This is a genomic window from Salibaculum halophilum, assembly GCF_002094885.1.
In the GTDB taxonomy this organism is placed as follows: domain Bacteria; phylum Pseudomonadota; class Alphaproteobacteria; order Rhodobacterales; family Rhodobacteraceae; genus Salibaculum; species Salibaculum halophilum.
Genome location: NZ_MSIT01000006.1, coordinates 47,708 through 71,616 on the forward strand (window position 1 = coordinate 47,708; position 23,909 = coordinate 71,616).

A 23,909-nucleotide genomic window follows, 5' to 3' on the forward strand; every position below is an offset into this window, starting at 1 on the left:
GATCGGGTGACGTGGGGCTTTGACTCGCGCGGAATCAAGGGCCGCAGGCCCGCCGCGCGATCGCCAGACCGCCCCCCGGGCTGGCGATTGGCTTCCGCCAGCGTTTCGATGCCCGGTCGCTCGGATATTGCGGCCATAAAGTGCCCTGAACATCCCGAGGGTCGCCATCCCGCGGTCTGGCGCCCGCGCGGCTTGCGCGCGGTGCCGGGCGCAGCGCCCCCCTAATCCTGGATCGTCTCCAGGTAATTGGCCAGTGCCAGCAGCGTGGCGGGCACCGGGGTGCCGATCCCGTCGTCCTCGACGATCACCGCGGGGCCGAGGTCGAGCGCGCCGAACTCGGGCATGGCCGCGGAAAAGGCGTGGCTGCGGTCGTAGCCGTCGATCACCGACATGACCGCGTCGCGCGGGAAGGTGCCGCCGTTGCGGGCGCTCAGGGTGGTCAGGTCGGGCGGTATGGTGAAGAGCTGCCGGCCGAACTCCCCCGCGCCGCGCCCATCGGGCCCGTGGCAGGCGGCGCACTGCTTTTGATAGGCCGCGCGCCCGGCCTCGACGCTGGTGTCGGGCTGCGCGTCAACGCAGGCGCCCAGCAGCGCCATTGGCATGACATACAAGGCGTTCCTCATGGTGTGTCCCTCCTGCTCGCCCCGCCAGACTGGCCGGCCCGCGCCGCCCGCGCCTTGATCCATGTCAGGAATTGCCTAGGCTTGCGCCATGCGGCTCGCCCTTCTCTGTCTGCTCTGCCTCGCCGCGTGCGGCCGCCCGCTGAGCGAGGGCGAGACACGCCTGATGGACGAGGTCATGGGCCCCAGCCTGGACGACTCTCAGGTGCGATTCCTCGAGGCCGGTTTTATCGGCCTGACCACGCGGACCTACCCGGTGCGCCCGCGTACCACCTGCCGCGAGAAGATCGCCCCGCCACTCGATGGCCCCACGTTCGAGGCGCGCACGGCCGGGGCGGTCCTGTTCACGCATGTGCTGACCAACCCCGACTGGACGCTGCCCGATTACCTGCCCGACTACCCCGAGGCGATGCACCTGCCCGCGGCGATGTTCCTCGCGCACGAGATGACGCATGTCTGGCAATGGCAGAACCGCGCGATCACCGGCTATCACCCCCTGCGCGGCGCGGCCGAGCACGTCGGCGGGGCCGATCCCTATCTCTTCGATCCCGCGGACCGGACGCCGTTTCTGGCGCTGGGCTATGAACAGCAGGCCTCGCTGGTCGAGGAATACGTCTGCTGCCGCACGCTGGACCCGACGGGCGACCGCACCCGGCGCATCTGGAACCGGCTGCGCGCCGTCATGCCCGTGCAACCGCCAGACCAGGCCCCGCGACCCATCACCGTTTCGGGCGTGCACCCCGACACGGCGATCGCGGGCATCTGCGATTAGCGCAGGGTCAGGTCGGAAATGCGGGCGCGGACGGCGGTGTCGGTGTCGTCGCTGTCGGCCGAGACGGCCAGCCCCACCAGCGCGCCGGGCTGCCCGCCAAAGGCCGCGGCGTAATCGCGGGCGAGGTCCACGCTTTCGGTGTGCTGCCCGGTGCCCGCCTGCCGCAGGGCCACCGTGACCTGCTGGCCGGGCGCATAGGGCGAGGCCAGGATCTTGCCCCGGTCGTGGGCGCCGCCCCAGGCGTATTGCAGGATGCGCACCGCGTCGTTGCGTTGCAGGCGCAAGAGACCCGCGCCCTGCAGCCGCTCGGCCTCGTCGCGGGGCAGGAACACGAAATAGAGCGAGATGTTGCGGTCATCCCCGCCCTTTTGCGCCAGGTCCGTGGCGGGCACCGACCGATCCACCGCCCAGGACCAGCTGGCCGCCCGCGCGCCCCAGTCCGACCGGCCCAGCGGTTTCCAGGTCAGCGAGACCGCGCCGTCCGAGGCGATGCCGAGGGTCTGCCCGTAGCTGTAATCATTGGAACTGAACAGCGACAGCCGCTGGTGGTTCCAGCCCTCGGCCAGCGAGACCGGGCCGGCGGCGGCGGCGCTGGCGGCAAGGGCGAGGGGCAGGGCAAGCAGGAACGAACGCATGAGGGCACCTTTCATCTGTTTGACGCGATCCTAGGCAGGCACGGCGCGCCCTCAACCGGCGTTGCACCCTTTCACGCCATTGTCAGCCCGGCGTGACCACCTGCCCGGCGTCAAGCCGCACGGTGCGGTCCATGCGCGCGGCCAGGGCATGGTTGTGGGTGGCGATCAGCGCGGCCAGCCCGGTGTCGCGCACCAGCTCCATCAGGGCGGCAAAGACCCGGTCGGCGGTGTCGGGGTCGAGGTTGCCCGTGGGCTCGTCGGCCAGCAACAGGCGCGGTGCGTTGGCCAGCGCCCGGCAGAAGGCAACGCGCTGCTGCTCCCCGCCCGACAGGGCGGCGGGGCGGTGATCGGCTCGGTCGGCGATGCCGACACGCGCCAGCAGGTCGCGGGCGCGGGCCTCGGCCGCGCCGCGCGATACACCATTTGCCAGTTGCGGCAGCACGATGTTTTCCAGCGCCGTGAACTCGGGCAGCAGGTGGTGGAACTGGTAGATGAAGCCGACGTCGTCGCGCCTTATGCCTGTGCGGCGGCGGTCGCCGAGGCCGGTCACGTCCTCGCCGCCGATGCGCACCTGGCCGGCGTCGGGTGTGTCCAGCAAACCGGCGATGTGCAGCAGCGTGGACTTGCCCGCCCCCGAGGGCGCGACGAGGGCCACCACCTCGCCCGGTTGCACCGCCAGGTCCACGCCGAGCAGCACGTTGATTTCATTAGGCTGGCCGTGGTTGTAGCCCTTGGCGATGCCGCTCAGGTCCAGCGCGTCACTCATAGCGCAGCGCCTCCACCGGGTTCATCCGCGCCGCACGGCGGGCCGGAAAGATCGTCACGATCCACGACAGCGCCAGCGACAGGGCGCTGGCCTTGACGACATCGACCAGCCGCAACTCGGCCGGCAGGTCGTAGATGCCGCGGATCGAGGGGTCCCAGACGCCGCCGCCCGCAACGTAATTCACCGCCGAGAAGATCGGGTCGATGTAGATCGCGAAGAGACAGCCCAGCAGGATGCCCAGCGCCGTGCCGAGGGTGCCGATCCCGGCCCCACAGATGAAGAAGACACGCAGCACCGACCCTTCGGTCAGGCCCATGGTGCGCAGGATGCCGATGTCGCGGCCCTTGTTCTTGACCAGCATGATCAGCCCCGAGATGATGTTCATCGAGGCGATCAGCACGAGGATCGACAGGATCACGAACATCACGTTGTCCTCGACCGTCAGCGCCCGCAGGAAACTGCCCGCGCTGTCGCGCCAGGTCCAGACAAGGTATCCCTCGCCCGCAGCATCGCGGATGGCGGGCAGGAAGGTCTCGACGCGGTCGGGGTCGGTGACCATGACCTCGATCTCGTCGGCCACGCCGTCCTTGTTGAAAAAGGTCTGCGCCTCGCCCAGCGGCAGGTAGACGCGGGTGCGGTCGATGTCCCAGCGCCCGGCGGTAAAAATGTAGGTGACCTCGTAGGCATTGACGCGCGGGCTGGTGCCAAAGGCCGTCTTCTGCCCGTCGGGGCTGATGATGCGGATGCGGTCGCCAACGGCCGCGCCAAGCTCCCGCGCGACGCCCGAGCCGATGGCGATGCCCTGCCCGAACCGGGCGATATCGCCCCGCGAGTCGACCGGGTCGGCGATGCGCGGGATGGTGGCAAGGTCATCGGGCGCGATGCCGTAGACCTGCACCCCGGTGTTGTTGCCGCTATTGCTGGCCATGACCTGCCCGCGCACCAGCGGTGCGGCCCGGGTCACGCCGGGCACAGAACGCAGCCGCTCGGACAGGGCCGCGTGGTCGGTGATGCTGCGGTCGACGGTGCCGTTCTGGCGCACCTCGCCCTGTTCGTAGACGGTCACATGGGCATTGGCCCCGACGATGGTGTTAACGAATTCCGTGCGGAACCCCGACCGCACCGCCAGCGTGGCGATCAGGGCGAAAACGGCCAGCGTGATCCCCACCAGGCTGATCCAGGTCATGGTCGAGACACCGCCCTCGGCGCGCCGCGCACGGATATAGCGCCAGGCGATCATCCACTCGAAACGGGAAAACGGGGCGGTCGCGCCTGCCATGTGCCGGGGCCTTCTGCTGGGGTCGCCGCAACCTGCGGGCAACGCGGGGCAGGGTCAAGCGGGACGGCCGAAAAGCCGCCGAACCGGCAGGGTCAGTCCGGACAGGATCACCGGCAGGCCCACCGCGCCCGCCAGGAACCCGGCCAGCGCCGACAGCACCCCGGCCAGCGTCAGCGGCAGGCCCGGCTCGAAGATCGCCCAGGTCCCGCGCAGCGTGGCCGCGTCGCCGAGGCGATGCGGCATGGCAAGCCGCTGCACCGGGGTCGCGCCCTGCAGGGCGTCGTAATGCGCGCTCAGCCGGTCAAGACGGGCAAAGGCCCGGGTCATGTCGGCGCGACGATCCGTCAGGAACTCCGTGCCGGCCAGCTGCGCCAGGGCCTGGTCCCGCGTCAGGCCGGCGCGCGCCGCCGAGGCGTCGAAATCCGCCGTCACGACCGCCAGCGCCTCGATCCGGCCCGCCAGGTGCTGGGTGTATTGCTGCGTGAAGGCGGGATACTGGGACAGGCCCGCCGCCCCGGCCAGCCCGCCGGCCAAGGTGAGAACGCGTAGGGTCACTGCCGCCTCCAGCGCTGACTGTTTAGGCGCACTATACAGGATGAGCGGGGCGCGGGACAGAGGGGAGGGTGGGCCTGGGCGTCGGGCGACGGTTCGCGGCGCCGCGCGTCGAGGGCTGCTCTGCGGGACGAAGCCGTAGCTCCCCGCATAGAACCTAATAACAGCTCACTGCGCTAAGAAGACAATGACATGACATGACATTGCGCGACGCTATCCTCCTTGATACCAATACTCTCTCAAGCAGTCTCTGCGGTGTGGCAAATGATATTCCACTTTTCCGAGCCTCAGACCGATTTTGAGCGGCTATTCGGTGGATTTTATTGCATAAACGCGATTGGAAGGATTGAGGCGGGCGACGACGCCAAGTTTCGCAAGTTTCTAGCCACGACAAAGCCCCCGCCCCGCTTGACAGTGTATATAGACTCTGGCGGCGGCGATGTTGAGGCGGCAATTGGTATCGGTCACCTCATTCGCGATCATTGGTTTTCAACGTCGGTAGGTTCGTGTGTCTTGGAGCACTACCACGACCCGTCCCCTATCCTGCCACGCAAGTACATCACCGGCATCTGTGCTAGCGCAGCTACGCTTGTCTACCTCGGCGGGCGACTGCGCTGCCTACTAGATGGATCGACATTTGGAGTGCATCAATTCTCTTTCCGAAACCCATCGCCTGATGACTTGGAGCGATCTCAAGTGCTCTCGGCTCGCATCGCGAGTTATGTGCACGATATGGGGGTGTCGACAGGCTTCCTTGAACTTTCATCCGCTACAGCTGGTACGAAAATTGACGCGGTAGACGAGGAAAAGCTGCGCGCTCTAGGGGTCATCACCGACGGTGTGACCGAGGCGGAATGGAGCGTTCAGTCCCGCAATCACATTATGTATGTCCGCGGCGAGCGCGATTCTTTTTATGGACACCATAAAGTCATGCTCTGCTATACGAAAGGGGCGGGTTTTATGTTCTGGGCCGTTATCGAGTCTCAGGGACGAGAGTATGAACTAACCACCTTTGGGTTAGTTGAGATTGTTGTAAATGGCGAGAACATTAAAATTGACATTTCTCAACGATGCACGCGGCAAGTGAGTGGCATTTATACGAATGTGCTTGCACGAATTACTGAGGAAGAGGCCCGGACAATCGCCTTTTCCGAAAGCTTCGGTGTGCAGATCAGATATTTGAACGAGTCACCGGTTTTCCTAGGAATCTCGGCTGTTTCGACTGAGGGCGGTAAAGAAAAGTTGCAGACTTTCTTCAACACGCTTTGCATGAGTTGAACAAACCTGCACCACTTAACATGCCCTTCGAAACTACGGTTCAATGTCAGGTTTGCGCGCCTAAACGATCTCCGCGCATCATACAAAAACGATCAAATTTGGCTCGGACCGCACTTTCGCCGCAGTCATCACCAAGGTCCGCCAGCGCCGAAAGACATCGCTGCATTCATCGCCACTGCATCCTCCGCTCCGCTGCCGCGCGGCCGTGACGCGCTGACCCCGACCCAAAGCACAAGGCGACCACGGCGACCCGAGGGTCAGCCGCAGGGTGGGGCATCCTCCACCCTGCGCCCGACGCCTCAGTGCCCCGCGTATATCTGCGCGATCCGATCCACCGCCTGTTCGGGCGGTAGCTCCTCGCTCTCGCCGGTCCGACGGCTGGTCAGTTCGACCACCCCGTTCTTGAGCCCGCGCGGCCCTACCGTGATCCGCCAGGGCAGGCCGATCAGGTCCATCGTGGCGAACTTGCCGCCGGCGCGTTCGTCGCGATCGTCGTAGAGCGGCTCCAGCCCCAGCGCGGCGATCTGGTCGTGCAGGGCCGTGCAGGCGGCGTCGGCCTCCGCGTCGCCCTGCTTGAGGTTGACGATGCCGACGTGAAACGGCGTGACCGCTTCGGGCCAGATGATGCCGTTGTCGTCGTGGCTGGCCTCGATGATGGCGCCGAGCAGGCGCGACACGCCGATGCCGTGCGACCCCATGTGCACCGGCACCGGCTTGCCGTCGTGGCCCTGCACGGTGGCGCCCATGGGCTCGGAATACTTGGTTCCGAAATAGAAGATCTGGCCCACCTCGATGCCGCGGGCGACGCGGCGGCGGTCTTCGGGCACGCGCTCGTGGAACAGCACCTCGTCGTGGGTGTCGTCGGTGCGGGCGTAGCGGGCGGTGAACTCGTCCAGAACGGCTTGGCAGGCGCCCGCGTCGTCGTAGTCGATCTCGCGGTTGCCGAAGCGCAGGTCGGTGATCTCGGCATCGTAGAACACCTCGGACTCGCCGGTCTCGGCCAGCACCAGGAATTCGTGGGTGTAATCGCCGCCGATCGGCCCGCCCTCGGCCTTCATCGGGATCGCCTGCAGGCCCATCCGCTCGTAGGTGCGCAGGTAGCTGACCAGGTGGCGGTTGTAGGCGTGTTTCGCGTCGGCCTCGGTCAGATCAAAAGTGTAGCCGTCCTTCATGTAGAACTCGCGCCCGCGCATCACGCCGAAGCGGGGGCGGACCTCGTCGCGGAACTTCCACTGGATCTGGTAGAGCGTCAGCGGCAGATCCTTGTAGCTGCTGACATGCGCGCGGAAGATGTCTGTGACCATCTCCTCGGCGGTGGGGGTATAAAGCAGGTCGCGCTCGTGCCGGTCCTGCATACGCAGCATCTCGCGGCCGTAGTCATCGTAGCGGCCGCTTTCGCGCCACAGGTCGGCCGGTTGCAGGATCGGCATCTGGATGGGGATGTGCCCGGCGCGGGCCTGTTCTTCGTGGACAATGTCCTCGATCTTGCGCAGCACCTTGAAGCCCAGCGGCAGCCAGGAATAGATGCCCGCCGCCTGCTGCCGGATCATGCCCGCGCGCAGCATCAGGCGGTGGCTGACGATCTGGGCCTCGGACGGGGTCTCTTTCAGGACGGGCAGGAAATAGCGGGTCAGGCGCATCGGTCTCTCCGGGTCTTGGTCCCTCGCGCATACGCCAAGCGCCAGACCCGGACAAGGGCGGCGGCTTTATCCGGGGCGGGGTTTGGCCCATAGTCGCCGCACAGGGGACACGACCACTCGGGGAGACGGATGCCAGACATGCCGGTGACACTGACCCTGCCGCTGACGCAGGCGGGCGCGCAGGTTCTGCTCGCCGCCCTCGGGATCGCGCTGGCGACTGGGCTGGTCTACCTGATGCTGGACGCGCAGGGCGGCAAACAGCGCAGCGATCCGGCGATGGACTGGCTCAAGGCGCTGGGCGTGGCGCTGGTGCCGGTCTGGCTGATCCTACTGGGCGGCACGCTCTGGCACCTCTGGCTGTTGTTCGACGGGCAGGCGTCGGTCCTCGGCGATGCCGGCTTCGGCATGGGCGCGGTGATCGCCGCCTTCCTGGGCGGCCCCTTCGTGATCTGGGGCACCGTCATCAAGCAGGAAACGGTGAAATACCAGAAAGAGGGCCACATCACCGAGCGCATCTCGAAGGCGGTGGAGCAGCTGGGCGCGGAAAAGACCGTCAAGCGCGACGGCGGCGACGTCACCGTCCCCAATATCGAGGTGCGCATCGGCGGGCTGCTGTCGCTCGAACGCATCGCGCAGGACAGCACGCAGAACGACAACGGGCGCGACCACGTGCGGGTGATGGAAATCCTCTGCGCCTATGTGCGGGAAAATGCCCCGGCCAGCGAAGCGCGCGACTTTCCCCTGTTGGAGTGGGAGCCGCTGCCGGAAAACGCCAGCAAGAAAGCGCGTGCGGCGCATGACGAGTGGGGCAAAGAGCGCTTTGAATCATGGCAATACGAGAGCCATGGTGTGTCAAACGGACCCGGGCCACGTGCCAATGCCCGGGAATGGGCGCGCAGCCTACCCAAGCCTCGTGCCGACATCGCCCTCGCCCTGCAGATCATCGGCCGCCGCAGCCACGAGCAACTGCAGGTCGAGGCGCAGTGGGGGCCGACGGCAGCGCCCGATGCTGCCTGGGTCTTCGACACACCCTGCCCGTCCCTTCCCGAGCGTTATGTCGACAACACCCCCATCGACAAATCCGTTAGGGAACAGTTCAAAACCGACTTGGAGAAATGGAAAACTGACCTGCGCGTTTATGAGGGATATCGCCTCGACCTGCGCCGAACCAACCTGCAAGGCGCTGACTTGCGACACGCGAACCTGTCAGGTGCCCTGCTCTTTCATTCGCGTCTGGATGGCGCAGACTTATACGGAGCGAAACTACCGGGAGCATACCTCGGGCAGGTCAGCGGCTTGGGTTCCCGACTCGACTTTGCCCAACTCGATGGCGCAACACTGATAGGTGCACAATTGGAGGCGGCCAGTTTACGTTGCGCCAAGATGAAAGGAGCGGACTTGAGCCAAACCTCCATGCCAGCAGCGGATTTACACTCGGCGCAGATGTGCGGGGCAAACTTTGTGTCGGTCGTGGCGGAATACGCAGATCTTCGGGCAAGTCAGCTGCAAGCCGCGGATGTAATCATGGCTCGGTGTTTTGGCGCGCATACCGCGGGCTACACCCCGCCGTCACCGCCCGGGGACTGACCCGCGCGATCACGCGGTCTGACGGCTGCGCGAGCGGGGTGAGCCGGAACGCCGCACCCCGCGTATCCGGGGCGTTGTCACCAAGGCAGCGACCAACCAAAGGGACCGATACCATGACATTTCTCAAGACAACCGCCCTGAGCGCCGTGGCCGCCCTCGGCCTCGCCGCCACTGCCAGCGCCCAGTCCATCGTCGATATCGCCGCCGGCGACGACCGCTTTTCCACGCTCGTCGCCGCCGTGCAGGCCGCCGACCTGGCCGAGACGCTGTCGGGCCCCGGCCCCTTCACCGTCTACGCCCCGACCAACACCGCCTTCGAGGCACTGCCCGAGGGCACCGTCGAGACCCTGCTGGAGCCCGAGAACAAGGACCGGCTGACCAACGTCCTGCTCTATCACGTCGACGACCGCGACCTGCGGTCCTCGGGCTTCGCGCCCGGGCCGAACTACTACAAGCCGCTGCTGACCTCCGAGCGGCTGTGCATCACGCCCGGCGCCGACGGGGTGACCATCGCCGACGGCACCGGTGAGGCGGCCAACGTCGTCACCGCCGACATCGCCGCCGACAACGGCGTGATCCACGTCATCGACAAGGTGCTGCTGCCGGGCGAGCGCCCCGCCTGCCACTGACGCCTGATCGGCCCCGGCGCGCCGCCCGCGCCGGGGCCTTTTCCTTGCAACGCCGCGCATGAACCGCCAAGTATCCCGATATCCTTGCGGATCATGAACGGACATTGCAATGGCGCTCGCCCCCCGCGAACAGGTCAAATACTGGAGCATCGCCGCCGCGGTCTTCATCGCCATCCTGTGGTTTCTCGGCGATGTGCTGCTGCCCTTCGTGCTGGGCGGCGCGGTGGCCTATTGCCTCGATCCCATCGCCGACCGGCTGCAGCGCGCGGGGCTGAGCAGGATCGCCGCGACCATCCTCATCACGCTTGTCGGCGTACTGATCTTCGTGGTGGGGCTGCTTCTGATCCTGCCCTCGCTGGTCAACCAGGCCGGCCAGCTGATTCAGCAGATCGGCCAGCTGATCCAGAGCGCGCCGCAGATGTTCGACCGCTTCGAGGGCTGGCTGACCACGCAGTTCCCTGCCATCGACCTGGATTCCGAGGCCCTGCGCCAGCAGTTGGGCAACCTCGGCGACGCGGTGCAGGCCTCGGGCGGGGTGGTGCTCAACTCGATCCTGTCCTCGGCGCTCAACCTCATCAACCTGGCGGTGCTGGTGGTCATCGTGCCCGTGGTGACCTTCTACCTGCTGATGGACTGGGACCACATGGTCGCGCGGATCGACGAGTTGCTGCCGCGCGACCACGCGCCGGTCGTGCGCCGGCTGGCCGGCGAGATCGACAGCACGCTGGCCTCGTTCATCCGCGGGCAGGGCACGGTCTGCCTGGTGCTGGGCACTTATTACGCCGTGGCGCTGATGCTGGCAGGGTTGAACTACGGGCTGATCATCGGCTTCGTGGCCGGGCTGATTTCCTTCATCCCCTACGTCGGCGCGCTGGTGGGCGGGGTTCTGGCCATCGGCGTGGCGATGATCCAGTGGTGGTCGGGCACCGAGGTGGTGGACGGTGAGACCGTCAAGACCGGGATCGACTGGCTGCGCATCGCCATTGTTGCCGCGATCTTCATGTTCGGCCAGTTCTTCGAGGGCAACATCCTGACACCGAACCTGGTGGGCCAGTCGGTGGGGCTGCACCCGGTCTGGCTGATCCTGGCGCTGTCGATCTTCGGCTCGCTCTTCGGCTTCGTCGGCATGCTCGTGGCCGTGCCGCTGGCGGCCATGCTGGGCGTGGTGGCGCGCTTCCTGATCGCGGAATACAAGGACGGCCGGCTCTACCGGGGGCTGTCGGGCAAGGGCGAGTGATGGCCGAACAGCTCGCCTTCGACTGGCCCCGCCATGACCGCATGGGCGAAGAGACCTTCTTCGTCTCCGCAGCCAATGCCGAGGCCCATGCGCTGGTCATGGCCCCCGCCGCCTGGCCCGAGGCCAAACTGGCCCTGACCGGCCCGCGCGGGGCGGGCAAGACGCACCTCGCGCGGCTCTTTGCCGACCGCACCGGAGCGCGGGTGCTGAACGCCGCCGGGATCGCCCCGGCCGCCCCCCTGCCCGACGGCCCGCTGGTGATCGAGGATGGCGAGCGCCTGCCAGAAGCGGCCCAGGAATGGCTGTTTCACGCCCACAACCACATGCGGACGCGCGCGCTGCCGCTGCTGCTGACGGGGCAGACACCGCCCAACCGATGGCCGCTCGCCCTGCCCGACCTGGCCTCGCGCCTGGCGGCCTCAACCTGCGTGGCGATCGCCGACCCTGACGATCGGCTGCTGGACGCGGTGCTGATGAAGCAGTTCCAGGATCGCCAGATCGCGCCCACGCCCGAGGCGCTGACCCTGCTGCGCAGGCACATCGACCGGTCCTTCGAGGGCGCCATCGAAGCGGTGGCGGCGCTCGACCGGGCGGCCATGGCGGAAGGGCGCGCGGTCAACCGCGCGCTGGTCCGGCGGGTTCTGGACATCGCCCCCCGGCCGGGGTGAGAGTGTCACTCTTCTGTAACCCCGACCCGTCACAAGGCGCGCATGACACAGGCAGATTTCCTTCGCTCCGACTTTCCCGCCCCCGTCACCCCCGAAGGCGCGGTGACCGGCCCCGACCGGTTCTTCAACCGCGAGCTCAGCTGGCTGGGCTTCAACTGGCGCGTGCTGGAAGAGGCCGAGAACCTGCGCGTGCCGCTGCTGGAACGGCTGCGGTTCCTGTCGATCTCGGCCACCAACCTTGACGAATTCTACACCGTGCGCGTGGCCGGCCTGCGCGAACTGGTGCGCAACGGCCATCAGACCCCGTCGGTGGACGGGCTGAGCCCGACCGAACAACTGGCCCTGATCGACATGGACGCCCGCCGCCTTCTGGCCCGTCAGCAGGAGGTGCTCGATGGCCTGCGCGCCGAGATGGAGGCCGAGAAGATCGCCATCCTGTCGCGCACCGACCTGACCAAGGCCGACCGCACCTACCTGCGCGACGTGTTCCTAAACAAGGTGTTTCCGGTGCTGTCGCCGCTGGCCATCGACCCCGCGCATCCCTTCCCCTTTCTGCCCAACGAGGGCTTTGCCCTCGCGCTGGAGCTGGAACGCGACGCCGACAAGCGCCCCTTGCGCGCGCTGTTGCCGGTGCCGCACCAGATCGACCGGTTCGTGGCCCTGCCGGCCGAGGACGGCCACCGGTTCCTGCCGCTCGAAGAGGTGCTGCTGGAAAACCTGGCCAGCCTGTTTCCCGGCTACAGCTTCAAGGGGTCCTGCGCGTTCCGTGTTCTGCGCGACAGCGACCTGGAGGTCGAGGACGAAGCCGAGGACCTCGTGCGCGAATTCGAGGTCGCGCTGAAACGCCGCCGCCGCGGCGAGGTGGTGCGCATGAAGATGTCGGCCGGCGCGCCGGCGACGCTGAAATCGCTCATCATGCGCGAGCTGCACGTCACCGAGGGCGAGGTCGTCGAGGTCGACGGCGTCATCGGCATCGGCGACCTGAGCGAACTTGTGCTGGACGACCGCCCCGACCTTCTGTGGAAACCCTTTTCGCCGCGCGTGCCCGAACGGGTGACGGATTTCGACGGCGACATGTTCGCCGCGATCCGGCAGAAGGATATGCTGCTGCACCACCCCTACGAGACCTTCGACATGGTGGTGCGCTTTCTGACGCAGGCCGCGCGCGACCCGGACGTCGTCGCGATCAAGCAGACGCTGTACCGCACCTCCAAACGCTCGCCCATCGTCGAGGCGCTCTGCGAGGCGGCCGAGGACGGCAAGTCGGTCACCGCCCTGGTCGAGCTCAAGGCGCGCTTCGACGAAGCGGCGAACATCCGCCAGTCGCGCCGGCTGGAACGCGCCGGTGCGCATGTCGTTTACGGCTTTCTCGACCTCAAGACCCACGCCAAGATTTCCACCGTGGTCCGGCGCGAGGGGGACCAGCTGGTCACCTACACCCATTACGGCACCGGCAATTACCACCCCATCACCGCCAAGATCTACACCGACCTGAGCCTGTTCACCTGCGACGCCGCGCTGGGGCGCGACGCGACCAAGGTGTTCAATTACCTGTCGGGCTACGTCCAGCCGGAAAACCTGGAAAACCTCGCCATCTCGCCCACTACGCTCAAGCCGCGCCTGATCGAGATGATCCGCGCCGAGGCCGAGCACGCCCGGCAGGGCAAACCGGCTGCGATCTGGGCCAAGATGAACTCGCTCATCGAGGAGGACGTGATCGACGCGCTTTACGAGGCCAGCCAGGCCGGCGTGAAGATCAGCCTTGTCGTGCGCGGCATCTGCGGCCTGCGCCCCGGCATCGAGGGGCTGTCGGACAACATCCGCATCAAGTCCATCGTGGGGCGCTTTCTGGAACATTCGCGCATCGTCTGCTTTGCCAACGGCGCGGGGCTGCCGCACGACCGCGCGCGGGTCTTCATCTCCTCGGCCGACTGGATGGGGCGCAACCTCAACCGCCGGGTCGAGACGCTGGTCGAGATCACCAACCCGACCGTCAAATCGCAGATCGTCGGCCAGATCATGGCCGCCAACCTGGCCGACATCGCGCAAAGCTGGGTGATGAAGCCCGATGGCCATTTCGTGCGCGCCGAAAAGACCGAGGGCGCCTTTGCCTTTAACTGCCACCGTTTCTTCATGGAAAACCCCTCGCTTTCGGGGCGCGGCTCGGCCGGGGCTTCGGACGTGCCCAAGCTGACCCACGCCGAGGACTGACCGCCCCGCGGGACGCGCGATTGACCCCGCCCCGCGCCGGGGCCATAAACGCGCGGGGACGATCCGGCAGGGGGGCCAATGGACGGCACATCGGACACCGCGCCCGGCGCAGCGGGGGGCGATCATGGCCCCTTCGGCCGGCCGCTTTTCGACGACCCCAAGGCGCGCGCCCTGTCGCGCGTGGGGGTCATCGACGTTGGCTCGAACTCGGTTCGCTTGGTGGTCTTCGACGGGGCGGCGCGCAGCCCCGCCTATTTCTATAACGAGAAGATCATGGCCGGGCTCGGCGCCGGCATGTCCCGCACCGGCCACCTGAACCCCGAGGGGCGCGAACGCGCCAAGGCCGCGATCCGCCGCTTCGTGGCGCTGGCCGACGGGCTGGGCATCTCGCCGCTGACGGCCGTCGCCACCGCTGCAGTGCGCGACGCCACTGACGGCCCCGCCTTCCAGGCCGAGATCGAGCACGAAACCGGCCTCAAGCTCTGGGTGATCGACGGCCAGGAAGAGGCGCGCCTGTCGGCGCAGGGCGTGCTGCTGGGCTGGCCCGGCTCCTACGGGCTGGTCTGCGACATCGGCGGGTCCTCCATGGAACTGGCCGATCTGCAGGACGGCCGGGTCGGCAAGCGCGTGACCTCGCCGCTGGGGCCGCTCAAGCTGCAAGAGGTCAAGGGCGGCAAGAAAGGTCGCAGGGCCTTCATCAAGGACACCGTCAGGGCGCTGTTCGAGGACATGGGCGAACAGACCGGCCAGCGCCTTTTCCTTGTCGGCGGGTCCTGGCGGGCCATCGCCCGGATCGACATGGAACGCCGCGGCTATCCGCTGTTCGTGCTGCACGAATACCGCATGACCCCGCGCCGGGTGTCCAAGACCCTGCAATACATAGAGAAAAGCGACCTCGACAAGTTGCGCGCACGCTGCGGCATCTCCGCCCGCCGGATGGAGCTTGTCCCGTTGGCAGTCCATGTCCTGCGCGAGGTCGTGGCCCGGTTCAGGCCCAAGGACATCGCCCTGTCGGCCTACGGCATCCGCGAAGGGATGCTCTACGAGCAGATGCCGCAGGACCTGCGCGAGCGTGACCCGCTGATCGAGGCCTGCCGCTTTGCCGAGGCCAAGGACGCCCGCCTGCCCGGCTACGGCAAGACGCTTTTCGACTTCGTCATGCCGCTGTTCCCGCGCTGCGGCTGGCAAAGGAAACGCCTCATCAAGGCCGCCACGCTACTGCACGATGTCAGCTGGCGCGCGCATCCCGATTACCGCCACGAAGTCGTCTTCGACAATGCCACGCGCGCCAACCTGGGCGGGCTGAAGCATTCCGAGCGTGTGTTTCTGGGGCTGGCGCTGCTGCACCGCTATTCCAACAAGCGCGAGGGCACGCGGTTCGAACCGCTCTACGATCTGCTGGACGACCGCGACCGGCGCGATGCCGAGGTGCTGGGCAAGGCCATGCGGCTGGGCGCTATGCTCTGGCTCGAGGATGCCAGCGCGCCGCCGGGCACGCTGCGCCTGTCTCCGCGGGACAAGACGCTGGAACTGGTGCTGCACGCGCAGGCCGGGCCGCTGTTCGGCGAGGTTGCCGCGGCGCGCCTGAAATCGCTGGCCCAATCGCTGGGCGTGGCCCATTCCGTGCGGATCAAGGGCGCGCGGCGCGGCTAGAGTGTGTCGCGTTCATTCGCATTCACCCGCCACACTCTCGCTTTTTGATGACGCATGTCCGAGCAGGGCAAAACCGGTTCCCACTTTCGCGCGACGCAGCTAAAGCTCGATCTCGTCGCCCGGTTCATACATCGGGCTGTCGGGGTCATAGGGCGGGGCATCCTCGCGGCGGCGGATGATAATATCGCCGTTGGGCAGCACCTCGGGGGCAGTATAGTGGCGCGCGGCGTCCAGCTTGCCCATCAGGTCGATCAAGGCCGGGCCCATCTCGCTGGCCAACATGTCGAGCGCCGGGCCGATCCTGCGCGCCATGCCCGCGACATCCTCCATCGCCGGGTCCATCTCGCGCAGAAGGCCACGCATCATCATCTGCGCGCCCTCCTCCATGAGCGAGAACCCCTCTCCGATCTCGTCCGACCCGGCGCCTTCGGACGGGTCGGTGTCGGGTTGCGCGGTGGCGCTCAGCGGGGCCAGGGCGATGAAGCCGGCAAGGACAAACTGTCTCATGCGGCCAATATAGGCCCGCCGGGCCGGGTCCCAAAGGCCCGCCCGCGCCCGCGGCTCAGCTTTGCCGCGAAATTTCATCCCAGGCCTCGTTAATGGCGATCATGCGCTTCTCGGCCAGCTTGACGGCCTCTTCGGGCACGCCGCGCGCCATCATGGCGTCGGGGTGGGTCTCGCGCACCAGCCGCCGCCACTGCTTGCGGATTTCATCGAGCGGCATCTCCGGGTCGACGCCCAGGACATCATAGGGGTCCCGGTCCGCACCGGGCACGAACTGCGCGCGAACCGCCTTGAAGCGGCGCTCCTCCAAGCCGAAAACCTCGGCCACACGCGACAGAAAGTCATCCTCGCGCGGGTGGTATTCGCCGTCGGCCACGGCGATGTGAAACAGCCCCTCCAGCAATTCGCACAGCGGGGCCGTCTGATCGTCGCCGTACATCCGGCGGATCTTGCGCGCGTAGTCCTCGAAGCCGGCCACGTCCTGGCGGGCGAGGTTGAACAGCCGCGCGGCGTTCTTCTCTTCCCGTGCAGGGATGTGAAAGACCTCGCGAAAGGCGGCAACCTCGTTGCGCGTGACCTGTCCATCGGCCTTGGCCATCTTCGCCCCCAGCGCGATCACGGCGATGGCAAAGGCCACGCGGCGCTCGGGCGGCGTGCGCAGCTTGCCGAATACGTCCGACAGGCTGTCGCCCTTGCGCAGTGCGGCGATGGCATCGGATATGCGGGTCCAGATCGACATGGGCCGATCCTAGCCGCCAAGGCGCGGAATGTCAGAGCCGATTTTGCCCCGGCGCTACAGAATGACCGGCCCGCGTGGCGTGTCCAGCCGGGCGCGTAACCGCGGCCCCGGCCCGGTGCGATAACTCACGCCCGGAACGCGCACGCGGCGGGCCAGCGCCGCGGCCTGCGGGTGCGTCACATCCAGCCCCAGGAAACGCACACCGCTCGGGGGCAGGCTCTCGCCCGGGGGCGGTGCGACCTGCCATTGCAGCAGGGTGGGCAGGGCCGCGTCCATGGGAAGGCGGCCATCCTCGGGCACCGATATGCGCCAGCGCAGGGCGTCGCGGGCCAGGTCCACCGCGCGGCCGCATTCGGGAAACGCGGCCAGCGCCGCGTCAAGGTCCGGGACCCGGCAAATCCAGTTGCCAAGGCGGGGTGTCGCAGGCGGCGCGTCCAGCCCGAACCAGCGCGGGCAGTTCACCGAGGCGCCGGGCTCGGGCGCGATCACCTCCAGGTAAAGCCCTGCGCCCAGGCCCAGCAGCCGATTGTACGTGCCGAAGCGCGCATGCCGGCCGAAGGGGCCCAGCGCGACGCCCAGCCAGTCCTCGGCCCAGGCCACCCCCGCGTCCAGGTCGGCGGCGCATATCGCAAGATGGTCAAGCTGCATGGCGGCCTCCTCGCGCCACAGTGGCGGTGCGCGCCCGAAAGGGCAACGGCCGGGCGGGCACGCTCGGCGCCAGCCGGCGGGGCCGCCCCGGCCGCCTACCCCCGCGCCGCACGGACCAGCCGCAGGATATCCTTGGCCGCCTCGGGGATGTTGGTGCCCGGCCCGAAGATCGCCTTGACCCCGGCCTCTTTCAGGAAGTCGTAATCCTGTTGCGGGATCACCCCGCCGCAGATCACGATGATCTCCTCGGCCTCGGCCGCCTTGAGCGCCGCGATCAGCCGCGGTGCAAGGGTCTTGTGCCCTGCCGCCTGGCTGCTGATGCCGATGACGTGCACGTCGTTGTCCACGGCATCCTGCGCGGCCTCCTCCGGGGTCTGGAACAGCGGGCCGACGTCCACGTCGAACCCGATGTCGGCAAAGGCGGTGGCGATGACCTTGGCGCCGCGATCGTGGCCGTCCTGGCCCATCTTGACCACCAGCATGCGCGGGCGGCGGCCCTCCTCGGCGGCGAAGGCATCGACCGCTTCCTGGATGGCGGCGAAATCCGCGTCCCCCTCGTAGGCGGCGCCGTAGACTCCGGCGAGCGTCTTCACCTCGGCGCGGTGGCGCCCGAATTCCTTTTCCATGGCCATGCTGATCTCTCCGACGGTTGCGCGGGCGCGCGCGGCCTCCACCGCCGCGGCCAGCAGGTTGCCCCCCTCGCGGGCGCGGCGCGTCACCTCTGCCAGGGCGGCGTCGCAGGCGTCCTGGTCGCGGCTCTCGCGGATGCGGTGCAACGCGGCGACCTGCGAGTCGCGCACGCGGGCGTTGTCGACGTCGCGGATGTCGATGGGGTCCTCGTGATCCTTGCGATACTTGTTGACCCCGACGATGACCTCGTCGCCCCGGTCGATCATGGCCTGGCGGGTGGCGGCGGTTTCCTCGATGCGCAGCTTGGGCATGCCGCTGGCCACGGCGCGGGTCATGCCGCCCATCTCCTCGACCTCGTCCATCAGCGCCCAGGCCTGTTCGGCCAGGTCGTGGGTCAGCTTCTCGACGTAGTAGGACCCCGCCAGCGGGTCGACCACGTTGGTCACGCCGGTTTCCTCCTGCAGGATCAACTGGGTGTTGCGCGCGATCCGGGCGCTGAATTCGGTGGGCAGTGCGATGGCCTCGTCCAGCGCGTTGGTGTGCAGCGACTGTGTGCCGCCCAGCACCGCCGACATGGCCTCGTAAGCGGTGCGCACGACGTTGTTGTAAGGGTCCTGTTCCTGCAGGCTCACGCCGCTGGTCTGGCAGTGCGTGCGCAGCATCTTGGATTTCTCGGCCTCGGCGCCCAGCTCGGTCATGATCCGGTGCCAGAGCGTGCGCGCGGCGCGCAGTTTCGCGGCCTCCATAAAGAAATTCATTCCGATGGCAAAGAAGAACGACAGCCGCGGCGCGAAACTGTCCACGTCCATGCCCGCGGCGATGGCCGCGCGGACGTATTCGCGCCCGTCGGCCAGGGTAAAGGCCAGTTCCTGCACCAGGTTCGCCCCGGCTTCCTGCATGTGGTAGCCCGAGATCGAGATCGAGTTGAAGCGCGGCATCTCGGCGCTGGTATAGGCGATGATGTCGGACACGATCCGCATGCTGGGGTCCGGCGGGTAGATATAGGTGTTGCGGACCATGAACTCCTTGAGGATGTCGTTCTGGATCGTCCCGGCCAGCGCCGCCTTGTCGTGGCCCTGTTCCTCGCCCGCCACGATGAAACTGGCCAGCACCGGGATCACCGCGCCGTTCATCGTCATCGAGACGCTGACCTTGTCCAGCGGGATGCCGTCGAACAGCACCTTCATGTCCTCGACACTGTCGATGGCCACGCCGGCCTTGCCCACATCGCCCTCGACCCGGGGGTGATCGCTGTCATAGCCGCGGTGGGTGGCCAGGTCGAAGGCGACCGAGACGCCCTGCTGCCCGGCCGCGAGGTTCTTGCGATAAAAAGCGTTGGATTCCTCGGCCGTGGAAAAGCCGGCATACTGCCGGATCGTCCAGGGCCGGCCGGCATACATCGTCGAGCGTACGCCGCGGGTGAAGGGCTCCTCGCCCGGCAGGGTGCCCATGTGCGGCAGGTCGCGGGTGTCCGCCTCGGTATAGAGCGGCTGGACCTCGATGCCTTCCAGCGTCTTCCAGGTCAACTCGTCCAGCGGGCGGCCGCGCAGTTCCTTTTCGGCGCGGTCAGCCCACTCCTTTTTCGATCCCATGTTTCTGTCCTCCGTTTGGCGCGGGGCCGGGTGCCGGCACCACGCGCAGGGTCCTTTCGCCGGGCGGGCCCGGCCTGTGCGGTGTCGCGGGCGGTGTCCGCCCGTCGAGGTGAACCGCCAGCCCCTCGGCCCCGGCGTCGAGCCACGCCAGGTCGCGGCGGTATTGCGCATGCAGCACCGCGTGCTGGTCGGCGTCGAAGGGCATCCAGCGCCCGGCGCTCTGGCGGTCTACGGCCTCGGGCAGGGTCTCGCCGCGCAGGGCCAGCGCCTCGACCACCGCGTCATAGCCGGGGCCGCGATTGTGCCGGTCGCGCGGGTCGGTCAGCCCGGCCGGCCCCCCCTGCCCCCAAAGCGCGGCGGTGACATCGCGGGCGCGTCCTGCCATGGCTTCGTGGGTCCAGACAGTGATACGGGCTGCAGGAAAGACGGTGGCGATCTCGCGCACCAGGTGGCGCCAGCGGCGCGGCTGCGTGACCAGGCAATCCAGCAGCGCGCGGTCGGGCGCGGGATGGCCCCGACCGATGGCGAACCCCAGGCAGGATGCCCAGTAGTCGGCATAGTCGCGAATGCCCAGCCCGACATGCAGGCCCCGCCCGTCGAAGGCGGCCGCGTAACGCGCCATCCGGTCCAGCAGGAACGGATAGAGCCCGCGATCCTCGATGTTGTTCATCATCGTGCCCAGCAGGTTCTCCTCGGAGATCAGCAGCGCCGACTGGCCGGCGCGGTCGAGCCTGTCGAACTCCAGCCGCAACCGCCCGACGGCGCGGGCCGCGCGCCTGTCGTCGGTCAGGGTCACGCGCATCGGGTGGCGGATCAGCCCGTCGAGCAATCCGTCGCGGGTGCGCCGCGGGGTCCAGGGTGTCAGCCCGGAAGCGGCCAGCGCCGCCCGGTTGGCCCAGAGAAACGCCTGGAACCCGGTGGTTGCCGTGCGGTGGGCGCCCAAATGGAGCAGGATATCCATGTGCCTTGGTCCTTTCATCATGTCACCGACCGGACGCGCCTGCGGCGCGCCAGCCCGGGGACAGCAATGAAGGCGCGGTCTGACAATCGCCTTAATGGTAAAATTGTTACGGGCAGCGGCGTGCAAAGCCTTCGATTTCGCGCCCGGACCGACTATGTCTGGTTCGAAGGGAGACGGCATGCCACGGATTTTCGCTATTGTGATCGCGGGGTTCCTCGCCACGGGGGCCATCGCGCAGGAGGACGGGGCCCCCTCGGCCGTCGAGCTCTGGAAAGACGACCCGATGCGCGTCTTCGAGGCCGGCGAGGTGGACGTGACGGAGTTCGAGTGGCTGGCGCGGCCGCTAGTGATTTTTGCCAACAGCCCGAACGATCCGCGCCTGCGCCAGCAGCTCGACCTGCTGTCCCAGCGGCCCGACGCGCTGATCGAACGAGAGGTCGTCATCATCACCGACACCGACCCCGACACGCTGTCGCCCCTGCGCGAGCGCCTGCGCCCGCGCGATTTCATGCTGGTCATCATGGGCAAGGACGGCGAGGTCGAACTGCGCAAGCCGGCCCCCTGGCCCGCGCGCGAGATTTCCCGCTCCATCGACAAGATGCCGCTGCGGCAACAGGAGATCGACGCGGAACGCGGCATCTGAGGCGACATCAGCGGCCCCCGCCACGTAGCGCCAGCGCCATGCCGCCGGGCAGAAGCGCGATAACGATCAGGCCCAGCACCGGCACCGGCGCCACGCCCAGCCGGATCAACAGGAAGGCCAGAAGCCAAAGCGCCGCCAGCCCGAGCAGGGCAAACGTCCAGAATGCCGCGCGCAGCGCCCGGCCCCGGCCCAGCCCGAAAACGGCGGCAAAGGCGGCCAGCCCGGCCATGGGCGCGGCCAGCAGCCACAGCCCCGGCGGAACCGGGCCGGCCCCGGCCTGCACCCGCATCACGCCAAATGCTGTGCCCACCCCGGCCACGTAGGCCAACAGGTAGACCAGCGCGATATGATGGCGTCGCGTCACGGGATCACTCGAATTCCATGATCACGTCATCGACGGCCAGGCTGTCGCCCGGCCCGGCGTTGATCTGCGCCACCACGCCGGTCTTCTCGGCGCGCAGGATGTTCTCCATCTTCATCGCCTCGACGGTGCACAGCGCCTGGCCCTCCTGAACCTGCTGGCCGATCTCGACATCGACCTTAACGACCATGCCCGGCATCGGGCAGAGCAGCATCCGCGAGGTGTCGGGCGGCAGCTTTTCCGGCATCAGCGCGGCCAGTTCGGCCTGGCGCGGGGTGCGCACGTTCACCCGCAGGTCGGCACCGCGATAGCGCAGGCGGAACCCGGCCGAGATCAGCTCGGACTTCATGACCAACGGCGCGCCATCGACCGTCATCCGCGCGAGCGACTGTCCCGGGGTCCAGTCGCCCTCGACGCGGCAGGTCCTGTCTTCGACGGTGACATCGGCGCCCGCGCGGTCAGCCGTGACCCGGGCCGAGAAGGCCGCGCCCTGAAGGGTCACCACCCAGTCCTGCCCGACCTGGCGTTCATGGTTGCCCATGCGCCCCGAGATACGCGCGCGGCGGATCTCGCAAACCCGGTACATGGCGACCGCGGCCGCGGCAACGCGGTGCAACTCGGCCTCGGGCAGGGTCACGCCCTCGAACCCCTCCGGGTATTCCTCGGCGATGAAGGCGGTGGTCATCTCGCCGCTGGTGAACTTCGGGTGGTCATAGACGGCGGCGAGGAAGGGGATGTTGTGGCCGATCCCCTCGACCTCGAAACTGTCCAGCGCGATGCGCATCTCCTCGATCGCCGTGGCGCGATCCGGCGCCCAGGTGCAAAGCTTGGCGATCATCGGGTCGTAATACATCGAAATCTCGCCGCCCTCGAACACGCCGGTATCGTTGCGCACGGCGCGCTTGGCCTGGGCGACCTCCTCGGGCGGGCGATAGCGCGTCAGCCGCCCAATCGAGGGCAGGAAACCGCGATAGGGGTCCTCGGCGTAGAGCCGGCTTTCCATGGCCCAGCCGGTCAGCGTGATGTCGTCCTGTGCCAGTTGCAGAACCTCGCCCCCCGCGACGCGGATCATCTGTTCGACAAGGTCCACGCCGGTGATCAGTTCCGTCACCGGGTGCTCCACCTGCAGGCGGGTGTTCATTTCCAGGAAATAAAAGTTCTTGTCGCCATCGACGATGAATTCCACCGTGCCGGCGCTGGCATAATCCACCGCCTGGGCAAGGGCCAAGGCCTGTTCGCCCATGGCCTTGCGCGTGGCCGCATCGAGGAAGGGGCTGGGCGCCTCCTCGATGACCTTCTGGTTGCGCCGCTGGATACTGCATTCCCGCTCGCCCAGGTAGATGCCGTTGCCGTGGGTGTCACACAGCACCTGAATCTCGATATGGCGCGGTTGGGTGACGAATTTCTCGATGAAGATGCGGTCGTCGCCGAAGGACCCGGCCGCCTCGTTCTTCGAGCTTTGAAAGCCCTCGCGCGCCTCGTCGTCGTCCCAGGCGATGCGCATGCCCTTGCCGCCGCCGCCGGCACTGGCCTTGATCATCACCGGATAGCCGATGTCGCGACTGATCTTCACCGCCTCCTCGGCATCCTCGATCAGGCCCATGACGCCGGGCACGGTGTTCACCCCGGCCTCCTTGGCCAGCTTCTTGGAGGTTATCTTGTCGCCCATGGCCTCGATCGCGCCCTTTGGCGGACCGATGAAGGCGACGCCCTCGGCCGCCAGCGCCTCGGCGAAGCGCGCGTTCTCGGACAGGAAGCCATAGCCGGGATGCACCGCCTCCGCCCCGGTGTCGCGGATCGCGCGCAGGACGTTCTCGATCACGATGTAGGACTGGTTCGCCGGGGCCGGGCCGACATGCACCGCCTCGTCGGCCATGCGGACATGCAGCGCGTGCTTGTCCGCGTCCGAGTAGATGGCCACCGTGGCGATCCCCATGCGGCGGGCGGACTTGATGACGCGGCAGGCGATCTCGCCCCGGTTGGCGATCAGGATCTTCTTGAACATGGCTACGGTCCTTCAAACGCAAGACCGCCGCCCCGGGGGACACCCGGAGCGGCGGTGGGTTGGGGTCGGGCGCCCGGACCGGGCGCGGTCAGGTCAGCGGCACCGATAGGTGAATTCGTCGCACAGTGCGCCCGCGGCACCGCCGGCGACGGCACCGGTGACGGGATCGCCGCCGACCGCGTCGGCAACAACCGCACCACCCGCGGCCCCGGCGAGGCCGCGTTCGAGATCGTTGTCGAGGCAGGCCGACAGACCGGCCACCGCCAGACAGGCGAGAACGAGACGGAGTTTGAACATGG

The 23,909-nt window shown here is 67.6% G+C and carries 23 protein-coding genes; 9 read left to right on the top strand and 14 right to left on the bottom strand.

Annotated elements, in window-relative coordinates; translation table 11 throughout:
• Positions 1-221: 221 nt before the first annotated feature.
• On the bottom strand, positions 222-623 hold the full coding sequence (locus tag BU124_RS04780; protein WP_143529890.1) for a c-type cytochrome: 402 nt from the start codon (positions 621-623) through the stop codon (positions 222-224).
• A gap of 88 nt (positions 624-711) precedes the next feature.
• Here BU124_RS04780 and BU124_RS04785 point away from each other — a divergent pair, with 88 nt between their 5' ends.
• Complete coding sequence (locus tag BU124_RS04785) at positions 712-1,392, top strand: hypothetical protein (protein ID WP_084861316.1); 681 nt, start codon at positions 712-714, stop codon at positions 1,390-1,392.
• Here the strand turns inward: BU124_RS04785 and BU124_RS04790 are convergent.
• The 4 genes from BU124_RS04790 to BU124_RS04805 all read right to left on the bottom strand — a co-directional run bounded on the left by BU124_RS04790 (position 1,389) and on the right by BU124_RS04805 (position 4,627).
• A complete protein-coding gene (locus tag BU124_RS04790) occupies positions 1,389-2,027 on the bottom strand; it encodes a DUF3047 domain-containing protein (protein ID WP_084861317.1) in 639 nt (212 codons plus the stop codon). The genes BU124_RS04785 and BU124_RS04790 overlap by 4 nt on opposite strands.
• An 82-nt stretch (positions 2,028-2,109) precedes the next feature.
• Complete coding sequence (locus tag BU124_RS04795; RefSeq protein ID WP_084861318.1) at positions 2,110-2,793, bottom strand: ABC transporter ATP-binding protein; 684 nt, start codon at positions 2,791-2,793, stop codon at positions 2,110-2,112.
• A complete protein-coding gene (locus BU124_RS04800) occupies positions 2,786-4,072 on the bottom strand; it encodes a lipoprotein-releasing ABC transporter permease subunit (RefSeq protein WP_084861319.1) in 1,287 nt (428 codons plus the stop codon). Before BU124_RS04800 ends, BU124_RS04795 begins: the two co-directional genes overlap by 8 nt.
• Before the next feature lie 54 nt (positions 4,073-4,126).
• The gene (locus BU124_RS04805) at positions 4,127-4,627 is read right to left on the bottom strand and encodes a DUF2937 family protein (RefSeq protein WP_084861320.1); all 501 of its coding nucleotides are present in this window, start codon (positions 4,625-4,627) and stop codon (positions 4,127-4,129) included.
• Between the two features lie 261 nt (positions 4,628-4,888).
• On the opposite strand from BU124_RS04805, the gene BU124_RS04810 reads away from it, so the two are divergent.
• Positions 4,889-5,902, top strand: coding sequence for a COG3904 family protein (locus tag BU124_RS04810; protein ID WP_084861321.1), 1,014 nt, complete (start codon positions 4,889-4,891; stop codon positions 5,900-5,902).
• 299 nt (positions 5,903-6,201) lie between these two features.
• Here BU124_RS04810 and proS read toward each other — a convergent pair whose 3' ends face one another.
• Positions 6,202-7,542, bottom strand: a complete 1,341-nt coding sequence (gene proS / locus BU124_RS04815) for a proline--tRNA ligase (protein ID WP_084861322.1) — start codon at positions 7,540-7,542, stop codon at positions 6,202-6,204.
• 138 nt (positions 7,543-7,680) lie between these two features.
• On the opposite strand from proS, the gene BU124_RS04820 reads away from it, so the two are divergent.
• The 6 genes from BU124_RS04820 to BU124_RS04845 all read left to right on the top strand — a co-directional run bounded on the left by BU124_RS04820 (position 7,681) and on the right by BU124_RS04845 (position 15,527).
• Complete coding sequence (locus BU124_RS04820) at positions 7,681-9,129, top strand: pentapeptide repeat-containing protein (RefSeq protein ID WP_179141863.1); 1,449 nt, start codon at positions 7,681-7,683, stop codon at positions 9,127-9,129.
• A gap of 113 nt (positions 9,130-9,242) precedes the next feature.
• Positions 9,243-9,758 (top strand): fasciclin domain-containing protein, encoded by a 516-nt coding sequence (locus BU124_RS04825; RefSeq protein WP_084861324.1) that lies wholly within the window; start codon positions 9,243-9,245, stop codon positions 9,756-9,758.
• Between the two features lie 109 nt (positions 9,759-9,867).
• Complete coding sequence (locus BU124_RS04830; RefSeq protein ID WP_084861325.1) at positions 9,868-10,995, top strand: AI-2E family transporter; 1,128 nt, start codon at positions 9,868-9,870, stop codon at positions 10,993-10,995.
• Positions 10,995-11,663 (top strand): P-loop NTPase family protein, encoded by a 669-nt coding sequence (locus tag BU124_RS04835; protein ID WP_084861326.1) that lies wholly within the window; start codon positions 10,995-10,997, stop codon positions 11,661-11,663. The genes BU124_RS04830 and BU124_RS04835 overlap by 1 nt, the downstream gene beginning before the upstream one ends.
• A gap of 42 nt (positions 11,664-11,705) precedes the next feature.
• On the top strand, positions 11,706-13,874 hold the full coding sequence (locus tag BU124_RS04840; protein ID WP_084861327.1) for an RNA degradosome polyphosphate kinase: 2,169 nt from the start codon (positions 11,706-11,708) through the stop codon (positions 13,872-13,874).
• Between the two features lie 78 nt (positions 13,875-13,952).
• Complete coding sequence (locus BU124_RS04845; protein ID WP_084861328.1) at positions 13,953-15,527, top strand: Ppx/GppA family phosphatase; 1,575 nt, start codon at positions 13,953-13,955, stop codon at positions 15,525-15,527.
• Between the two features lie 99 nt (positions 15,528-15,626).
• On the opposite strand, the gene BU124_RS04850 is transcribed toward BU124_RS04845, so the two are convergent.
• From BU124_RS04850 to BU124_RS04870, 5 genes are all read right to left on the bottom strand, one after another.
• Positions 15,627-16,034 carry a hypothetical protein gene (locus BU124_RS04850; RefSeq protein WP_084861487.1) on the bottom strand — a complete coding sequence of 136 codons (408 nt, stop codon included), beginning with the start codon at positions 16,032-16,034 and terminating at the stop codon, positions 15,627-15,629.
• A gap of 55 nt (positions 16,035-16,089) precedes the next feature.
• On the bottom strand, positions 16,090-16,770 hold the full coding sequence (locus tag BU124_RS04855; protein ID WP_084861329.1) for a molecular chaperone DjiA: 681 nt from the start codon (positions 16,768-16,770) through the stop codon (positions 16,090-16,092).
• Positions 16,771-16,824: 54 nt separating this feature from the next.
• Entirely contained in the window at positions 16,825-17,418 is a 594-nt protein-coding gene (locus BU124_RS04860) for a VOC family protein (protein WP_084861330.1), read from the bottom strand.
• A 95-nt stretch (positions 17,419-17,513) separates the two neighbouring features.
• The gene (gene scpA / locus BU124_RS04865; RefSeq protein WP_084861331.1) at positions 17,514-19,640 is read right to left on the bottom strand and encodes a methylmalonyl-CoA mutase; all 2,127 of its coding nucleotides are present in this window, start codon (positions 19,638-19,640) and stop codon (positions 17,514-17,516) included.
• Entirely contained in the window at positions 19,615-20,601 is a 987-nt protein-coding gene (locus tag BU124_RS04870; protein WP_084861332.1) for a hypothetical protein, read from the bottom strand. Before BU124_RS04870 ends, scpA begins: the two co-directional genes overlap by 26 nt.
• Positions 20,602-20,779: 178 nt before the next feature.
• On the opposite strand from BU124_RS04870, the gene BU124_RS04875 reads away from it, so the two are divergent.
• Positions 20,780-21,244, top strand: a complete 465-nt coding sequence (locus BU124_RS04875) for a DUF4174 domain-containing protein (protein ID WP_084861333.1) — start codon at positions 20,780-20,782, stop codon at positions 21,242-21,244.
• 7 nt (positions 21,245-21,251) lie between these two features.
• On the opposite strand, the gene BU124_RS04880 is transcribed toward BU124_RS04875, so the two are convergent.
• From BU124_RS04880 to BU124_RS04890, 3 genes are all read right to left on the bottom strand, one after another.
• Positions 21,252-21,608, bottom strand: a complete 357-nt coding sequence (locus tag BU124_RS04880; RefSeq protein WP_084861334.1) for a hypothetical protein — start codon at positions 21,606-21,608, stop codon at positions 21,252-21,254.
• A 4-nt stretch (positions 21,609-21,612) separates the two neighbouring features.
• The gene (locus BU124_RS04885; RefSeq protein WP_084861335.1) at positions 21,613-23,610 is read right to left on the bottom strand and encodes an acetyl-CoA carboxylase biotin carboxylase subunit; all 1,998 of its coding nucleotides are present in this window, start codon (positions 23,608-23,610) and stop codon (positions 21,613-21,615) included.
• Between the two features lie 93 nt (positions 23,611-23,703).
• Positions 23,704-23,907, bottom strand: a complete 204-nt coding sequence (locus BU124_RS04890; RefSeq protein ID WP_084861336.1) for a hypothetical protein — start codon at positions 23,905-23,907, stop codon at positions 23,704-23,706.
• Between the last annotated feature and the right edge of the window lie 2 nt (positions 23,908-23,909).

Excerpts from the sequence above, each read along its gene's own strand:
- scpA (WP_084861331.1), bottom strand. The coding sequence starts at position 19,640 with ATGGGATCGAAAAAGGAGTGGGCTGACCGCGCCGAAAAGGAACTGCGC.
- BU124_RS04790 (WP_084861317.1), bottom strand. The coding sequence starts at position 2,027 with ATGCGTTCGTTCCTGCTTGCCCTGCCCCTCGCCCTTGCCGCCAGCGCC.
- BU124_RS04875 (WP_084861333.1), top strand. The coding sequence starts at position 20,780 with ATGCCACGGATTTTCGCTATTGTGATCGCGGGGTTCCTCGCCACGGGG.
- BU124_RS04795 (WP_084861318.1), bottom strand. The coding sequence starts at position 2,793 with ATGAGTGACGCGCTGGACCTGAGCGGCATCGCCAAGGGCTACAACCAC.
- BU124_RS04825 (WP_084861324.1), top strand. The coding sequence starts at position 9,243 with ATGACATTTCTCAAGACAACCGCCCTGAGCGCCGTGGCCGCCCTCGGC.
- BU124_RS04820 (WP_179141863.1), top strand. The coding sequence starts at position 7,681 with ATGCCGGTGACACTGACCCTGCCGCTGACGCAGGCGGGCGCGCAGGTT.
- BU124_RS04885 (WP_084861335.1), bottom strand. The coding sequence starts at position 23,610 with ATGTTCAAGAAGATCCTGATCGCCAACCGGGGCGAGATCGCCTGCCGC.
- BU124_RS04785 (WP_084861316.1), top strand. The coding sequence starts at position 712 with ATGCGGCTCGCCCTTCTCTGTCTGCTCTGCCTCGCCGCGTGCGGCCGC.
- BU124_RS04860 (WP_084861330.1), bottom strand. The coding sequence starts at position 17,418 with ATGCAGCTTGACCATCTTGCGATATGCGCCGCCGACCTGGACGCGGGG.
- BU124_RS04830 (WP_084861325.1), top strand. The coding sequence starts at position 9,868 with ATGGCGCTCGCCCCCCGCGAACAGGTCAAATACTGGAGCATCGCCGCC.
- proS (WP_084861322.1), bottom strand. The coding sequence starts at position 7,542 with ATGCGCCTGACCCGCTATTTCCTGCCCGTCCTGAAAGAGACCCCGTCC.
- BU124_RS04890 (WP_084861336.1), bottom strand. The coding sequence starts at position 23,907 with ATGTTCAAACTCCGTCTCGTTCTCGCCTGTCTGGCGGTGGCCGGTCTG.
- BU124_RS04810 (WP_084861321.1), top strand. The coding sequence starts at position 4,889 with ATGATATTCCACTTTTCCGAGCCTCAGACCGATTTTGAGCGGCTATTC.
- BU124_RS04800 (WP_084861319.1), bottom strand. The coding sequence starts at position 4,072 with ATGGCAGGCGCGACCGCCCCGTTTTCCCGTTTCGAGTGGATGATCGCC.
- BU124_RS04835 (WP_084861326.1), top strand. The coding sequence starts at position 10,995 with ATGGCCGAACAGCTCGCCTTCGACTGGCCCCGCCATGACCGCATGGGC.
- BU124_RS04780 (WP_143529890.1), bottom strand. The coding sequence starts at position 623 with ATGAGGAACGCCTTGTATGTCATGCCAATGGCGCTGCTGGGCGCCTGC.
- BU124_RS04870 (WP_084861332.1), bottom strand. The coding sequence starts at position 20,601 with ATGGATATCCTGCTCCATTTGGGCGCCCACCGCACGGCAACCACCGGG.
- BU124_RS04840 (WP_084861327.1), top strand. The coding sequence starts at position 11,706 with ATGACACAGGCAGATTTCCTTCGCTCCGACTTTCCCGCCCCCGTCACC.
- BU124_RS04850 (WP_084861487.1), bottom strand. The coding sequence starts at position 16,034 with ATGAGACAGTTTGTCCTTGCCGGCTTCATCGCCCTGGCCCCGCTGAGC.
- BU124_RS04855 (WP_084861329.1), bottom strand. The coding sequence starts at position 16,770 with ATGTCGATCTGGACCCGCATATCCGATGCCATCGCCGCACTGCGCAAG.
- BU124_RS04845 (WP_084861328.1), top strand. The coding sequence starts at position 13,953 with ATGGACGGCACATCGGACACCGCGCCCGGCGCAGCGGGGGGCGATCAT.